The sequence below is a fragment of the Halomonas rhizosphaerae genome (assembly GCF_030010555.1).
Classification (GTDB): Bacteria; Pseudomonadota; Gammaproteobacteria; order Pseudomonadales; family Halomonadaceae; genus Halomonas; species Halomonas rhizosphaerae.
Window position 1 is genome coordinate 23855 of record NZ_JASCQP010000032.1, and the last position, 15350, is coordinate 39204.

Genomic DNA, 15350 nt, shown 5'->3' on the forward strand with positions numbered 1-15350 from the left:
CGGCACGATTGTCGGCCATCTCCCGGCCCCCCTGCCACCCCGGAGCGACAGCATGAGCCATTACTGCGACCTGGCCCCCGGGCATCCGTTCCACGGGCCCTATCACGACCACGAATACGGCTTCCCGGTGGACGACGACGCGACCCTCTTCGAGCGCCTGGTGCTGGAGATCAACCAGGCGGGGCTCTCCTGGCTTACCGTGCTGAAGAAGCGCGAGGCCTTCCGGGCCGCCTTCGAGGGCTTCGACATCGACCGCATCGCCGGCTATGGCGACGCCGAGCGGTCGCGGCTGCTGGCCGATGCCGGCATCATCCGCAACCGTCTCAAGGTCGATGCCGTGATTCACAATGCCGGGGTGGTGCAGGCGCTGCAGGCCGAGCACGGAAGCCTGCGCGCCTGGCTCGACCACCACCATCCGCTGGACCATGCGGCCTGGGTGCGCCTCTTCCGGCGCACCTTCCGCTTCACCGGCCCGGAGATCGTGGGCGAGTTGCTGATGAGCACCGGCTACCTGCCGGGCGCCCACCGCGACGACTGCCCGGTGCAGGCACGCATCCTAGCCGCCTCACCGCCCTGGGCACGGCCCGACTGAGCGCCGCCCGGGGGAACCCCCGGCATACCCGGGCGTCACAGGAAAGGCTTACCGCTGACCAAGGACCTCCTGATGGACTCGATTACCCAGGCCGCCCTGGGCGCGGCAATCGGCGGCACCGTGCTCGGCCGGCGGCTGGGCCGCAAGGCGGTCCTCCTCGGCGCGGCCCTCGGCACCCTGCCCGACCTGGACGTGGTCATCGATTACGGCGATGCCGTGGCCAACGTCACCGAGCACCGCGGCTTTTCCCACTCGCTGTTCGTGCTGGCGGGGCTGGCCACCGCCCTGGCCCTGCTCTCGGCGCGCCTTGCCCCGGCCCGGGACATCTCCCTGCGCCGCTGGGGGCTCTTCTTCGGGCTCATCCTGCTGACCCACCCGCTGCTCGACGCCCTGACCACCTACGGCACCCAGCTCTGGTGGCCGCTGGAGGTGCGCCCCGCGGCCTGGCCCGTCGTGTTCATCATCGACCCGCTCTACAGCCTGCCGCTGCTGGCAGGCGTGGGGGTGGCGCTGGCCACCGGCAGGACGCAACGGGCACCCCGCTGGGGGCTGGCCCTCTCCTGCGCCTACCTGGTGTTCGCCCTCGGGGCCAAGCAGCTGGTCGAGGCGCGCATCGCCCCGGTGCTGGCCGAGCAGGGCCTGCAGCAGGCGCCGCGACTCGTCCAGCCGACACCCTTCAACACCCTGCTGTGGCGGGTCACGGTGGCCGACGGCGAACACCACCACGAGGCCCTGGTGGGCGTGTTCGACGGTGACCGCTCCCCGGCGCTGGAGACCTATGCCCGCGGCGCCGACCTGGAGGCGACGGCACTCGACAGCGGACGCGGCCGGCGCCTCGACTGGTTCGCCGGGCCCTTCCTGCGCTACGAGACCCGCCAGCGAGACGGTGTCGAGACCCTGGTCGCCACCGACCTGCGGCTCGGCTTTCCGGGCTTCCACCCCTTCGCCTTCACCCTGGCCACCCGCGACGACGGCGACTGGCAGCCGGTCGAGGTCTCCGAGCAGCTGCCCTCCCCTTCCCGCGGCAACCGGGATGCCCTCTCCCGGCTGGGATCCCGCATCCTCACTCCGGAGCCAGGGCTGTGCACCAGCGACTTCGTGTCCCGTCAGTGGCTGGTCAGCACGCCCGGCCAGTGCTGACGACCGGCAGCAATGCAAACGGGGGCAGCCATCCGGCTACCCCCGTTGTTTCTCGCGCTGTCGGCGGTGACGGTCAGAGGCGGGCCACCAGACCGTCGATGGCCTGACGCGCCTCCTCGATCGCCGCGTCGCGCTTGCCCATGTTGAGCCCCTCGGCGAACACCACATCCACCTCGGTGATGCCGATCAGCCCCAGCATGCCCTTCAGGTGCGGGGTCTGGCTGTCCATCTCGGTGCCGGCATACTGGCCGCCGCGGGCCGCCAGGATCACCGCCCGCTTGCCCTCGACCAGTCCCTGCGGACCGCTCTCGGTGTAACGGAAGGTCTCGCCGGCCCGCAGCACCCGATCGAACCAGGCCTTGAGCTGGGAGGGGATGCCCAGGTTGTAGAGGGGCACCGCCAGCACCAGGACGTCGTGGTCGAGAAGCTCACGGATCAGGGCGTCGGAGCGCTCAGCCAGCTCGCGCTGTTCGGCCGAGCGCTCCTCGGCCGGCACCTGCCAGGCGCCCAGCTCACTGGCCTCGAGGTGCGGCAGCGCCTCGGCGACCAGGTCTCGGTGGGTCACCGCCAGCCCCTCGCGTTCGGCGGCGCGGGCCTGGAAGTGTTCGGCCAGGGCGATGGACTGGCCCTTCTCGCCGAGGATGGACGCGGTGAGGACGAGGGCACGGGTGGTCATGGCGATCTCCTTCGATTCGGTCTCGAGTGACTGATCGCCATTTTACGTGCACGAACTGCAACGAAAAGCGCAAAGTTCCGCCGATTCCGTTCTATAAAATCGAAAAATAGGCTGAACTTCTGGGCGCGTCGCGAGCGAACACGGGGCGCGTGCGGCCGGAGCGCAGTTACCGGCGTTGACCGGATGCTCATTGAGGATGCGACCGCACCGGCGCACCTGGACCGTCCCGCGCGAGCTGTGGAGCGCAGTAGCGCCCAGGCGTTTCAGGGCGCGATGCCCTGGCCGCAGCCCCGATACTGCTCGCCGTCGATGCTCAGGGTGACCCGCGCCGGGAAGGGCTGACCGCTCATGCTGTCGAAGCAGGCGCGTGCCTCGAGGCGCAGCTCGAAGGGCGTATCGGCCCGGCCACTGGCCAGGATCATGCGTCCCTCGCCGTTGTCCAGGGTGGTCACCCGGTAGGGCAGGGTCATCTCGCGCTCGCCGTAGTCCAGCACCAGGGTCGCCTCGGGCCGGTCGCTGGCCAGGTTCACCACCCAGCCCGGCTCGTTGCCGCGGGCGTGGAACATGGTGCCCGGCCGCTGGCGACGGGTGAGCACGTCCTGGGACAGGTCGCGGGTGCAGTCGAGCCGCCCGGTGGCGCTCTCCACCACTGCCTGGTCGCCCTTGTGCCAGAAGCTGAGCTCACCCTGCTGGTAGCGGGCACCGCTGGCCACCACCGCCGGCGGCAGCCGGTAGGCCCCATGGGCGGACCAGAGTCGCAGCTCCTCCTCGGCCGCCGCGGTGACCAGGTCCTGGGCCGGCGTGCAGCGCCAGGCGGTCAGCGCCCTGGCATCGCCGGGGAAGAAGAGCGAGGGCATCAGCGGCGCGGCGAGCGACGCCTCGGACACCGCATCCTCGCGGGAAGCCCCACGATCGCTGACCTCGGGGCGTGTCGCCGCGCCGTCCGGGGAGGCGGCGCAGCCGGCAAGCCACAGGGCCGCCCCCAGCAGGGCGAGGGGACGGGCAGCGGAAACGGTATGACGAGACATGGCGGCTCCTTGCGTGTCGGCGATTTACCCCGGGGAGCATACCAGCCGCCCTGCCCCGGCGCGCCAGCACCCGGCTCAACGCTGGGCGTCAGCCATGGCGACGCCTCAGCTCCCGCGCCGCCTCGACCATGTTCGCCAGGGCAGGCTCCACCTCGGCCCAGCCGCGGGTCTTGAGGCCGCAGTCCGGGTTCACCCAGAGCCGCTCGACCGGGATGCGCTCGGCGGCCTTCTCCATCAGCGCCACCATCCAGGCCACCTCGGGAATGTTGGGCGAGTGGATGTCGTAGACTCCCGGCCCGATGGCGTTGGGGTAGGCGAAGTCCTGGAAGGCATCGAGCAGCTCCATGGCCGAGCGCGAAGTCTCGATGGTGATGACATCGGCATCCAGCGCCGCGATGGAGGCAATGATGTCGTTGAACTCCGAGTAGCACATGTGGGTGTGGATCTGGGTCTCGTCGCGCACCCCCGAGGCGGCCAGGCGGAAGCAGGCCACGGCCCAGTCGAGGTAGCCCTGCCACTCGGCGCGGCGCAGCGGCAGCCCCTCGCGCAGCGCCGGCTCGTCGATCTGGATGGCGCGGATGCCCGCCGCCTCGAGGTCGACCACCTCGTCGCGCAGCGCCAGGGCGATCTGCCGGCAGGTGGTTTCCCGGGGCTGGTCGTCGCGCACGAAGGACCACTGCAGCAGGGTGACCGGCCCGGTGAGCATGCCCTTCATGGGTCTGTCGGTAAGCGACTGGGCATATTCGCTCCAGCGCACCGTCATCGCCGCCGGGCGGACCACGTCACCGAAGAGGATCGGCGGCTTGACGCAGCGTGTCCCGTAGCTCTGCACCCAGCCGAAGCGCGTGAAGGCATAGCCGTCGAGCTGCTCGCCGAAGTATTCCACCATGTCGTTGCGCTCGGGCTCGCCGTGCACCGGCATGTCGATGCCCAGCGCCTCCTGGCGGGCCACCACCCGGGCGATCTCCTCGCGCATCCGCGCCTCATAGGCCTCGCGCGAGAGCTCGCCGGCCTTGAAGGCACGCCGGTCGGCGCGGATCTCCGCCGTCTGGGGGAAGGAGCCGATCGTCGTGGTGGGGAACAGCGGCAGCGCGAGATGGCGCTGCTGGGCCACGGCACGCTCGGCGAAGGGGGACCGGCGCCGGGTATCGTCCGCCGTGACCCCGGCCAGCCGCTCGGCCACCTCGGGGCGCTGCAGGCGAGGCGCCTCGCGACGCGACTGCAGGGCCCGGCTGGCGGCCTCCACGCGGTCGCGGTCTGCCGCGCCGGCGCGGCCATCCAGCAGACGCGCCAGGGTCGCCGTCTCGTCGAGCTTCTGCCGGGCGAAGGCCAGCCAGCTCCTGAGCTCGTCGTCCAGGGTGGTTTCCGCGGCCAGGTCCACCGGCACGTGCAGCAGCGAGCAGTTCGTCGCGATCCACAGCCGCTCGCCCAGGCGCATGCGCGCCGTGGCCAGGCGCTCGCGCCACAGCGCCAGGTCGGCGCGCCAGACATTGCGCCCATCGATGGCCCCCACCGAGAGCACCTTGTGGGGCAGCAGGCGATCCAGCACGGCCTCCAGCTGCGCCGGGGCCCGCACCACGTCGATGTGCAGGCCATCCACCGGCAGGCCCACCGCCAGGGAGAGGTTGTCGCCCAGGCCACCGAAGGGGCTTGCCAGCAACAGCTTGACCGGGGCGGCCTGCAGGCGATGGTAGGCGCGCTCGAAGGCCTGCCGCCAGGCCAGGGGCAGGTCCTGCACCAGCGCCGGCTCGTCGAGCTGGACCCACTCGACGCCCTGCCCGGCCAGCCGCTCCAGCACCTCGGCATAGACATCGAGGACACCGTCGAGCAGCGAAAGTCGGTCGAAATCCTCGCGGGCCTCGCCGCGTCCCTTGCCCAGCCACAGCCAGGTCAGCGGACCGGTCAGGGCAACCTTGACCGGATAGCCGGCGTCCCGGGCCTCGTCCACCTGATCGAACAGGCGGCGGCTGGCCAGGCGAAAGGTCTGGCCGGCGTGCAGTTCCGGGACCAGGTAGTGATAGTTGGTATCGAAATACTTGGTCATCTCGCAGGCCGCGGCCGGCTCGCCGCTGGGGGCCCGTCCCCGGGCCATGCGGAAGGCGGTGTCCAGCGACACCTCGCCGCGTGCCACCTCCTCCTCGGCACCGAAACGCGCCGGCACCGCCCCCAGCAGTACCGAGACGTCGAGCACCTGGTCGTAGAAGGCGAAGTCCCCCACCGTCACCAGGTCGAGTCCTGCCTCGCGCTGGGCGGCCCAGTTGGCCAGGCGCAGCTCGCGCCCGGTGGCCTCCAGAGCCTGGCGGTCGAGCCCTCCCTGCCAGTAGGCCTCGGTGGCACGCTTCAGTTCGCGGTCCGCGCCGATGCGCGGATAGCCGATGACATGAGCCAGCGTCATGATGACGTCCTTTCTGCATGAATGATGCCGGGAAGTCTCGCTGGCCAGCCGATGTGAATCAAACTAAACTTCCTAATCTTTAAGATGAATCAGGCTCACTCGAATGCTCGAACTTCGCCACCTGCGCACCTTGGTCGCCCTGCGCGATGCCGGCTCCCTGGTGGAGGCTGCCGAACGCGTGCACCTGACCCAGTCGGCCCTCTCCCACCAGATCAAGGACCTGGAGGAGCGCTTGGGCAGCCCGCTGTTCCTGCGCAAGACCCGGCCGGTGGAGTTCACCCGGGCCGGGACGCGCCTGCTGACCCTGGCCGAGCAGGTCCTGCCGCTGGTGCGCATGGCCGAGCGCGACCTGGCCCGGCTCGCCGGCAACGAGCAGGGGCGTCTGCACATGGCCATCGAGTGTCACAGCTGCTTCCAGTGGCTGATGCCCACCATAGACCATTTCCGCAACCACTGGCCGGAGGTGGAGATCGACATCCCCGGCGGCCACCACTTCGATCCCCTGCCGGCGCTGGCCCGCGAACAGCTCGACCTGGTGATCACCGCCGACCCCCAGCCGCTGCCCGGCATCCACTACGAGCCGCTGTTCCGCTACGAGGGCCTGCTGGCGGTGGCCCGCCAGCACCCCCTGGCGGGCCGCCCCTTCGTCACCCCCGAGGCGCTGGCCGAGGAGACCCTGATCACCTATCCGGTGGAGCATTCCCGGCTGGACGTCTTCACCCAGTTCCTCGACCCCGCCGGGGTGCGGCCGAAGGAAGTGCGCACCGCCGAGCTGACGATCATGATGATGCAGCTGGTGGCCAGTGGACGCGGCGTCTGCGCCCTGCCCAACTGGGCCCTCACCGAGTACCTGGAGCGCGACTACGTCAAGGCCGTGCCCCTGGGCGAGAAGGGGGTATGGAGTACGCTGTTCGCGGCCATCCGCGAGGAGACCCGCGGCGCGCCCTGGATGGACGACTTCCTGCGCACCGCCCGGGAGACCTCCTTCGCGGTGCTGGAGGGGATCAGGCCGGCGTAGCGTTGCGCCGCGGCAGCAGCAGGGTGAAGCGCGCCCCGCCCAGCGTGGCGCTGGCATCCACCATCACGCTGCCGCCGTGCCAGGCCATGACCTTCTGCACGATCGAGAGCCCCAGGCCATAGCCGCCGGAGCGGCGGGTGCGGCTGTCGTCCAGGCGGGCGAAGGGCTTGAAGACCTCGCTGCGCGCCGCGGCGGGAATGCCGGGGCCGTCATCCTCCACGTCCAGGCGCACCAGCCGAGGTTCGCTCTGCAGGCGGATAATGACCCGGCCACGGGCATGGCGACAGGCATTGGCCACCAGGTTCTGCAGCGCCCGCTGCAGGTAGCGCGGCTCCGCCTGGACCTCCACCTCCGGTCCCGCGTCCAGTTCGATGCGAATGTCACGATGCAGCGGTCGCAGCGCCTCGATGACCCGCTCGGCCATGGCGCGGCAGTCGACCAGCGAGGTCTCGAGCTCGGCACCATTGGCCGTCTCGCTGCCCAGCCGGGCATAGGTGAGGATCTCGTCGATCAGCTCGTCGAGCTCGGTGATGTCGCCATCGACGCCCTCCAGCTGCCGACGGATCGCCGGATCGTCGGTCATGTCCTCGACCATCTGCACCGCGAAGCGGATGCGCGCCACGGGGGTGCGCAGCTCGTGGGAGACGGCGCGGATCATGTCCTGCTGCGCGCGCAGCAGCGACTGCACCTGGGCGGCCATGCCGTTGAAGGCCATCCCCAGGCGCCCCAGGAAGTCGCCGCTCTCGACCTTGACGCGGGTATCAAGGCGTCCGCCGGCAATGCGGGTCGCCGCCAGTTCCAGCCGCGCCATGCGGGCCTCCACGCCACGCACGATCAGGTAGATGATCGCCGCCAGCACGCCAAGCAGCAGCACCAGCAGCAGCAGCTGCAGCGAGACCGGCAGCGGCTCGAAGGCCTTCACCGGGCCGATGGCCAGCCAGCGGGTCTGCGGATCGCTGCCGGGCAGCAGCCGGTACATCGCCATGGACCAGCGCCCGGGCAGCAGCCGGATCACCACTTCCCCCTCGGCCAGGCGCGCCAGCTGGCGGCTATCCAGCCCCTCGGGCGGGGACTCGCTCAGCTGCAGGGGAATGCCGTCACCGGCGACCCGCTCCAGCTGGGCCCGGCGCTCGCCACCCGACACCTGGGCGAGCCACTCGGCGAGCAGCTCGGTAAGCCCGCGCAGCTGCTGCTCACTGAGGCTCGCCACATCGACCTCCAGCAGCTGCTCACCACCGGGCAGCAGGCGCTGCAGGCGCCAGCCGTGCTCGCCACGGGGCATGACCAGCACGCGGCCACGCTCGAGGCGCGAGCGGGAGAAGTAGTTCAGGGAGAGGTCGTCGACCGACACCAACCGGAGGGTCATGTCGAGCTGCCCGGAGCGGCTCGCCAGCCACGCCTCGCGCCCGACCTCGGGCAGGGAATCGACCCAGGCGGTCAGCACCCGCATGGGAGGCTCGACCAGCTGCTCGCGATAGTGCTCGCGCCGCACCTGATCGACCATGGCCAGTCCCAGCAGGGCCAGGCCGAAGGTCAGCAGCAGCGCCAGCGCCAGCAGGACATAGACGCGCAGGAAGGTGCTGTCGGCCAGGGTCCGACGCATGGCTCAGCCATCCCTGACGAAGAGGTAGCCCTTGCTGCGCACCGTCTTGATGCGGTGCGGCTGGTTGGGATCGTCGCCGATCTTGGGGCGAATGCGCGAGACACGCACGTCGATGGAACGATCCTGTCCGTCGTACTTGATGCCGCGCAGGCGGTCGAAGATCTCCTCGCGGGTCAGCACCCGGCCGGCGTTGCTGGCCAGCAGCCAGAGCAGGTCGAACTCGGCACTGGTCAGGTCGATGCGCTCGCCATCCAGCCAGGCCTCGCGGGTGGCGTTGTCGATGACCAGGTCGGCGAAGGTCAGGCGGGTCTCCTCGCCGGCCTCGGCCGGCTCGGCGCGCCGCAGCAGGGCGCGCATGCGCGCCAGCAGCACCCGCGGCTGCACCGGCTTGGGCACGTAGTCGTCGGCGCCCATCTCCAGGCCCAGCACCTGGTCCATGTCGTCGGTGCGGGCGGTGAGCATCATGATCGGGCCGGGGTATTCGCTGCGCACCCGGCGGCAGATCGACAGGCCATCCTCGCCAGGCAGCATCAGGTCGAGGATCACCAGGTCCGGCTGCAGGGAGAGGATCCGCTCCACCCCGCGGGCGCCGTCGGCCTCCACCGTGACCCGGAAACCGTTCGCCTCCAGGTAGTCGCGGGTCAGGCCGGCCAGCCGCTCGTCATCCTCGATGATCAGCACATGATCCTGTTCCTGGGCTTGCAAGCTGTCGTCCATCCTCTGTTCCATCCTGGCGGGCAGGTGAGCGGTCGCGGGGCTCCCGTTGTAGAGAGCCAACGCCAATGGCTAAAGGATACCCGAAATCCGGCATTCCGCCTTCCCGTCTCCGCATGACGACAGCAAGTGTCTCCGAGGCCTAACGACGGGGCCTGGCGAGGGACCTCATTCTGCCCCCCGGATGGCCACAGCCGATCCACAGGTTATCCACTTGATGGGGCCCGAAAAGCACACTATCTTGTGTCTCGACCCGGCACGAACACTACATCATGTGCCTTAGCAACCGACACCATGCCTGTCAACCGTCGCCCGAGAGGCGGCCTTACGACCATTCGACTCACCAGTCAGGGACCCCCGGCGCCATGGATATCACTGTCACACCGGACGAGCCGTCCGTTTCCGTCACCGCACCCAAGGCCCTGCGCGTCATCAAGCGCAACGGCGACGTCGTGGCCTTCGATGCCGACAAGATCGCCGTCGCCATGAGCAAGGCCTTCATCGGCGTGGAGGGTGACAACGCCGCCACCTCCTCGCGGGTACGCGACTTCGTCCGCCAGTCCACCGAGAGCATCGAACAGGCCTTCCTGCGCCGCATGCCCGACGGCGGCACCCTGCACATCGAGGACATCCAGGACCAGGTCGAGCTGGCACTGATGCGCGCCGGCGAGCAGCGGGTCGCCCGGGCCTACGTGCTCTACCGCGAGGCGCACGCCCGGGCGCGCGCCGCGGCCGGCGGTGACATCGTCAAGCCGCATCCCAGCCTCAACGTGACCCTTGCCGACGGCAGCACGCGTCCGCTGGACCTGGGCCGCATCGAGACCCTGGTGTCGGATGCCTGCGAGGGGCTGGCCAACGTCGATGCCCAGAAGATCGTCGACGACTCGCTGAAGAACCTCTACGACGGGGTCACCGTGGACGGCGTCTCCCAGGCGCTGATGATGACCGCCCGCACCCTGGTGGAGAAGGATCCCGACTACACCTACGTCACCGCCCGGCTGCTGCAGGACAACCTGCGCCGCGAGGCGCTCTCCTTCCTCGGCATCGCCGACGAGGCCACCTACGGGGAGATGGCCGAGCTCTATGCACCGGCCTTCAAGGCCTATATCGCCAAGGGCATCGAGTTCGAGCAGCTCGACCCGGCGCTGGCCGAGTTCGACCTCGACCGCCTGGGCGAGGCCCTGGACCACCATCGCGACAACGCCTTCACCTACCTGGGCCTGCAGACCCTCTACGACCGCTACTTCATCCACCGCGACGAGGTGCGCTACGAGCTGCCCCAGGTGATGTTCATGCGGGTCGCCATGGGCCTGGCGCTGGGCGAGGACGACTGCGAGGCGCGGGCCATCGAGTTCTACGAGCTGCTCTCGAGCTTCGACTACATGGCCTCCACGCCGACCCTGTTCAACGCCGGCACCGTGCGCAGCCAGCTCTCCAGCTGCTACCTGACCACCGTGCCCGACGAACTCGACGGCATCTACAGCGCCATCCGCGACAACGCCCTGCTCTCCAAGTGGGCCGGCGGCCTGGGCAACGACTGGACCCCGGTCCGCGCACTCGGCTCCTGGATCAAGGGCACCAACGGCAAGTCCCAGGGCGTCGTTCCCTTCCTCAAGGTGGTCAACGATACCGCCGTGGCGGTCAACCAGGGCGGCAAGCGCAAGGGGGCGGTCTGCGCCTACCTCGAGACCTGGCACCTCGATATCGAGGAATTCCTGGAGCTGCGCAAGAACACCGGCGACGACCGCCGCCGCACCCACGACATGAACACCGCCAACTGGGTGCCCGACCTGTTCATGAAGCGGGTCTTCGATGACGGCGAGTGGACGCTCTTCTCCCCCGCCACCTGCCCGGACCTCCATGACCTCTACGGCGCGGCCTTCGAGCAGCGCTACGAGGAGTACGAGGCGATGACCCGCACGGGAGAGCTCAAGCTCTACAAGCGGGTCCGCGCCAAGGACATGTGGCGCAAGATGCTCTCGATGCTGTTCGAGACCGGCCACCCCTGGATCACCTTCAAGGACCCGTGCAACCTGCGCAGCCCCCAGCAGCATGCCGGCGTGGTGCACTCCTCCAACCTGTGTACCGAGATCACTCTCAACACCTCGGCCGACGAGATCGCGGTATGCAACCTGGGCTCGGTCAACCTGGCCCAGCACGTGGTCGACGGCAGGCTCGACGGCGAGAAGCTGAGGAAGACCGTGCGCACCGCCGTGCGCATGCTCGACAACGTCATCGACATCAACTATTACGCGGTGCCCCAGGCCAGCCACTCGAACGCCAAGCACCGTCCGGTGGGGCTCGGCATCATGGGCTTCCAGGACGCGCTCTACGCCCAGGACATCGCCTACGCCAGTGACGCGGCCGTCGAGTTCGCCGACCGCTCCATGGAACTGGTCAGCTACCATGCCATCGAGGCCTCCAGTGACCTGGCCGCCGAACGTGGCCCCTACCGGAGCTTCGAGGGCTCGCTGTGGAGCCAGGGCATCCTGCCCATCGACTCCATCCAGAAGCTCAAGACCGAGCGCGGCGAGAAGTACATCGAACTCGACGAGAGCGTCACCCAGGACTGGGACCGACTGCGCGACAAGATCGCCGGCCAGGGCATGCGCAACTCCAACGTGATGGCGATTGCCCCGACCGCCACCATCTCCAACATCTGTGGTGTGACCCAGTCCATCGAGCCCACCTACCAGAACCTCTACGTGAAATCGAACCTCTCCGGCGAGTTCACGGTGGTCAACGCGCCCATGGTCAACGACCTCAAGGCACGCGGGCTGTGGGACGAGGTGATGATCAATGACCTCAAGTACTACGACGGCTCGGCCCAGCCCATCGACCGCATCCCGGACGACCTCAAGGCCAAGTACGCCACCGCCTTCGAGGTGGAGCCCAAGTGGCTGGTCGAGGCCGCCGCACGCCGCCAGAAGTGGATCGACCAGGCCCAATCGCTGAACCTCTACATCAAGGGGGTCTCCGGCAAGAAGCTCGACGTGACCTACCGCATGGCCTGGTTCCGCGGCCTGAAGACCACGTACTACCTGCGCGCCCTGGGCGCCACCTCGGTGGAGAAGTCCACCGTCGACCGCGGCACCCTCAATGCCGTGAGCAATGGCGCTCCTGCTCCCTCGGCCAGCCCTGGACCGGCCGCCGAGCCTCCCCGCCGGGAGCCGAGAGGCGTCGAGGACTTCCTGCAGGGCAAGGGCGGCCAACGCGCACCGAGTGCCGGCGAGATCGACGAACTGGGCTGCGAGGCCTGCCAATAACCCCGGACGCTGTAAGCCGGAAGCTGGAAGGAACATCCCGTTTCTTCCGGCTCATCGACCAGAGATCGAAAGGTGGATAGAGATGCTTAACTGGGACGAGTTCCACGAGGACGAGACCGCGGTCGCCGAGCAACCCAAGCCGGCTCCCGCGCCGCAGCCCGCCGCCGAGCCCCGGGCCGACGCCGTGCGTGAAGAGGCCGTGAAGGAGAGTGCCGGTCGCTACGCCGCGGCCGACGAGGACCGCCTGGCCCGTGCCCGCCGGTCGCTGGAGGAGCTCGACGTGGCCGCCGGCCTCGAGGAGCTGGAGATGGGTGCGGCGCGCATCGAGGTCGACGACAAGCAGATGATCAATGCCCGCGCCGACCTCAACCAGCTGGTGCCCTTCAAGTACGAGTGGGCCTGGCAGAAGTACCTGGACGGCAGCGCCAACCACTGGATGCCCCAGGAAGTGAACATGAACGCCGACATCGCGCTTTGGAAGAGCGCCGAGGGGCTCACCGCGGACGAGCGACGCATCGTCGAGCGCAGCCTGGGCTACTTCTCCACGGCAGACTCGCTGGTGGCCAACAACCTGGTGCTGGCGCTCTATCGCCTGATCACCAACCCCGAGTGCCGCCAGTACCTGCTGCGCCAGGCCTTCGAGGAGGCGATCCATACCCACGCCTACCAGTACTGTGTGGAGTCGCTGGGCATGGACGAGGGCGAGGTCTTCAACATGTACCGCGAGGTGCCCTCGGTGGCCGCCAAGTCCGCCTGGAGCCTCAAGCATACCCAGTCGCTTGCGCGCCCCGACTTCAACACCGGCACCACCGAGACCGACCAGGAGCTCTTGCGCAACCTGATCGCCTTCTATTGCGTCACCGAGGGCATCTTCTTCTACTGCGGCTTCAGCCAGATCCTCTCCATGGGCCGGCGCAACAAGATGACCGGGGTGGCCGAGCAGTTCCAGTACATCCTGCGCGACGAGTCCATGCACCTGAACTTCGGCGTGGACATGATCAACCAGATCAAGATCGAGAACCCGCAGCTGTGGACGCCCGAGTTCCAGGACGAGGTCACCCAGATGATCCTCGAGGGCACCGAGCTGGAGATCGCCTACGCCCGGGACACCATGCCCCGCGGCGTGCTGGGCATGAACGCGGCGATCATGGAGGAGTACCTGCACTTCATCTGCAACCGCCGCCTGGCCCAGATCGGCTTGAAGGAGCAGTTCCCCGGGGCGCAGAACCCCTTCCCGTGGATGAGCGAGATCATCGACCTGCGCAAGGAGAAGAACTTCTTCGAGACCCGCGTCACCGAGTACCAGGTGGGCGGCGCACTGAGCTGGGACTGATCCCGTAGACGCAAGGCCGGGGCCGTCCGTCCCGGCAAGGATGGAGGGAGGCCTCGTCATGATGGAGAAGCCCATCGCGACCCGTGAGACGCGACGTGCCCGCGCCCACCGGCCTGCCGCCACCCCAGATGATGACGCCCTGTCCGGCCATGCCGGGCGGGGCGTTTTTCATGGCCCGGCAACAGGCAAAACAACGGAGGGCAATCCGATGCAAGCAACCCAAGCCGTAGCACATCGCGAGTCGCGGGCGTGGCAGTCCGCCCTGGACCGGGCGCTGAGCGCCCATGACAGCGAAGACGCCCTGGCCCGCTATCCCCATGTGGCCTTCGCCTTCCCGTCAACGGCCCCCAATCCCTACTCGCGGGACTACCCGCTGCTCGACTACCGGGAACTGAAGGAGTGGGCGACCTCGCGAGGCTGGCGGGTCCGGCCCGCCCCCGAGCGCGCCCCCGCCGGCGAGAAGTACAGTCCACCGGTCCGCTTCACCCGGCTGCACCAGGGAAACGCACGCACCCCTGCAGGGCCGAGAAGCCATTGAGCCAGGCCGCCCGGGGCCGCTGGCCCCGGGCGATACCCGGTGAGTGCGATACGCCGGACGGGGCACCGGACCGGCATTGATTCCCGATGGGCGCGAGCGCTAACGTGGGGTACGACATCCAGGGATGACACAGAGGGTTCACCCATGACCGAGCGCAACGCCAGAAGCGTGATCACGCGGGTCTTCGTGCCCGCCCATGTCCGCGACCTGCCCAACGGCGAACGGGTTAAGGTACCGGGCCATTACAAGGCCCCGCCACGCCGACGATAGCCTCCCGCCATGCAGCAGCCCATCATCGGCTATCACCTCGACGAGGAAGGCCACTGGGTCGCGGAACTCGCCTGCGGCCACAACCAGCACGTGCGCCACCAGCCGCCCTGGACCGAACGCCCCTGGGTGACCACCGAGGCCGGGCGACGCTCGCGACTCGGCCTCGCCCTCGAGTGCGTCAAGTGTGATCGTGGCGAGCCTCGGGACAACTAGACTGGGGGTAGCGACCGTCTGGCTGGAAGGCAAGAAGCTGCGCGGGGGCTATGCGCTGATCCGCACGCCCCTGGGGCAGGGAGAAGGCTGGCTGCTGGTGAAGATGGACGACGAGGTCGCCGATGCAAGGCGCAACCCCACCTCGACCGAACCCGAGTCCGTGGTGTCGGGACGCACGCTGACGGAGGTCGCCCGCGAGGCGAGCCAGGGCTGAGCCCGGGAGAAGTCGGTTTGCCTCGCGGGACACTCGCGGCCCGGAGGGACCGCGAAGCGCCCGCCGACGAGGAGGGTGGAAGGCCGGGGAACCGCTACCCCTTGGGCCCGAACAGGAACCAGATGATCAACCCGATCAACGGGAAGAACAGCAGGACCAGGATCCAGATCAGCTTGGACAGCCCGCCGGCCGAACTCTTGGCCACCTTGACGATGGCCCAGATGACGATGATCAGCCAGATCAGGCCCAGCAGGCCGCCTACTTCGATACCCATGCGACGTCTCCTTGTCGGTTTCCATTCGGCGAAGTGCCGCTCTTAGAGGTAGCACAGCGGCCGCGAAACGCACAAT

Annotated in this window: 15 protein-coding genes; 9 read left to right on the forward strand and 6 right to left on the reverse strand. The window is 68.8% G+C overall.

Annotation, left to right across the window (positions count from 1 at the left end; genetic code table 11):
- The first annotated feature begins 52 nt into the window (after nt 1-52).
- Together QLQ83_RS15115 and QLQ83_RS15120 are read left to right on the forward strand one after the other, a co-directional pair.
- On the forward strand, nt 53-592 hold the full coding sequence (locus QLQ83_RS15115) for a DNA-3-methyladenine glycosylase I (RefSeq protein ID WP_282736348.1): 540 nt from the start codon (nt 53-55) through the stop codon (nt 590-592).
- 72 nt (nt 593-664) lie between these two features.
- Nucleotides 665-1732, forward strand: a complete 1068-nt coding sequence (locus QLQ83_RS15120; RefSeq protein ID WP_282736349.1) for a metal-dependent hydrolase — start codon at nt 665-667, stop codon at nt 1730-1732.
- 73 nt (nt 1733-1805) lie between these two features.
- Here the strand turns inward: QLQ83_RS15120 and QLQ83_RS15125 are convergent, their stop codons facing one another.
- The 3 genes from QLQ83_RS15125 to metE all read right to left on the reverse strand — a co-directional run bounded on the left by QLQ83_RS15125 (nt 1806) and on the right by metE (nt 5831).
- Nucleotides 1806-2408 carry an FMN-dependent NADH-azoreductase gene (locus tag QLQ83_RS15125; RefSeq protein WP_282736350.1) on the reverse strand — a complete coding sequence of 201 codons (603 nt, stop codon included), beginning with the start codon at nt 2406-2408 and terminating at the stop codon, nt 1806-1808.
- 263 nt (nt 2409-2671) lie between these two features.
- Nucleotides 2672-3436, reverse strand: a complete 765-nt coding sequence (locus QLQ83_RS15130) for a COG3650 family protein (RefSeq protein WP_282736351.1) — start codon at nt 3434-3436, stop codon at nt 2672-2674.
- A gap of 88 nt (nt 3437-3524) precedes the next feature.
- On the reverse strand, nt 3525-5831 hold the full coding sequence (gene metE, locus QLQ83_RS15135) for a 5-methyltetrahydropteroyltriglutamate--homocysteine S-methyltransferase (RefSeq protein WP_282736352.1): 2307 nt from the start codon (nt 5829-5831) through the stop codon (nt 3525-3527).
- A 103-nt stretch (nt 5832-5934) separates the two neighbouring features.
- Here metE and QLQ83_RS15140 point away from each other — a divergent pair, with 103 nt between their 5' ends.
- Nucleotides 5935-6849 carry a LysR family transcriptional regulator gene (locus tag QLQ83_RS15140; RefSeq protein ID WP_282736353.1) on the forward strand — a complete coding sequence of 305 codons (915 nt, stop codon included), beginning with the start codon at nt 5935-5937 and terminating at the stop codon, nt 6847-6849.
- Here the strand turns inward: QLQ83_RS15140 and QLQ83_RS15145 are convergent.
- Entirely contained in the window at nt 6836-8452 is a 1617-nt protein-coding gene (locus QLQ83_RS15145) for an ATP-binding protein (RefSeq protein WP_282736354.1), read from the reverse strand. The two genes, QLQ83_RS15140 and QLQ83_RS15145, sit on opposite strands and share 14 nt — an antisense overlap.
- A 3-nt stretch (nt 8453-8455) precedes the next feature.
- The gene (locus tag QLQ83_RS15150) at nt 8456-9169 is read right to left on the reverse strand and encodes a winged helix-turn-helix domain-containing protein (protein WP_278032655.1); all 714 of its coding nucleotides are present in this window, start codon (nt 9167-9169) and stop codon (nt 8456-8458) included.
- Between the two features lie 362 nt (nt 9170-9531).
- Between QLQ83_RS15150 and QLQ83_RS15155 the strand changes: the two genes are divergently transcribed.
- From QLQ83_RS15155 to QLQ83_RS15180, 6 genes are all read left to right on the forward strand, one after another.
- Nucleotides 9532-12432 (forward strand): ribonucleoside-diphosphate reductase subunit alpha, encoded by a 2901-nt coding sequence (locus QLQ83_RS15155; protein ID WP_282736355.1) that lies wholly within the window; start codon nt 9532-9534, stop codon nt 12430-12432.
- An 82-nt stretch (nt 12433-12514) separates the two neighbouring features.
- Nucleotides 12515-13765 carry a ribonucleotide-diphosphate reductase subunit beta gene (locus QLQ83_RS15160; RefSeq protein ID WP_282736356.1) on the forward strand — a complete coding sequence of 417 codons (1251 nt, stop codon included), beginning with the start codon at nt 12515-12517 and terminating at the stop codon, nt 13763-13765.
- Nucleotides 13766-13973: 208 nt separating this feature from the next.
- Complete coding sequence (locus tag QLQ83_RS15165; RefSeq protein ID WP_282736357.1) at nt 13974-14303, forward strand: hypothetical protein; 330 nt, start codon at nt 13974-13976, stop codon at nt 14301-14303.
- A 144-nt stretch (nt 14304-14447) separates the two neighbouring features.
- A complete protein-coding gene (locus QLQ83_RS15170) occupies nt 14448-14573 on the forward strand; it encodes a hypothetical protein (protein WP_282736358.1) in 126 nt (41 codons plus the stop codon).
- A 9-nt stretch (nt 14574-14582) separates the two neighbouring features.
- Nucleotides 14583-14786, forward strand: a complete 204-nt coding sequence (locus QLQ83_RS15175; protein WP_282736359.1) for a DUF3565 domain-containing protein — start codon at nt 14583-14585, stop codon at nt 14784-14786.
- A complete protein-coding gene (locus tag QLQ83_RS15180) occupies nt 14764-15000 on the forward strand; it encodes a hypothetical protein (RefSeq protein WP_282736360.1) in 237 nt (78 codons plus the stop codon). Before QLQ83_RS15175 ends, QLQ83_RS15180 begins: the two co-directional genes overlap by 23 nt.
- A gap of 94 nt (nt 15001-15094) precedes the next feature.
- On the opposite strand, the gene QLQ83_RS15185 is transcribed toward QLQ83_RS15180, so the two are convergent.
- A complete protein-coding gene (locus QLQ83_RS15185) occupies nt 15095-15274 on the reverse strand; it encodes a PLDc N-terminal domain-containing protein (RefSeq protein WP_282736361.1) in 180 nt (59 codons plus the stop codon).
- Between the last annotated feature and the right edge of the window lie 76 nt (nt 15275-15350).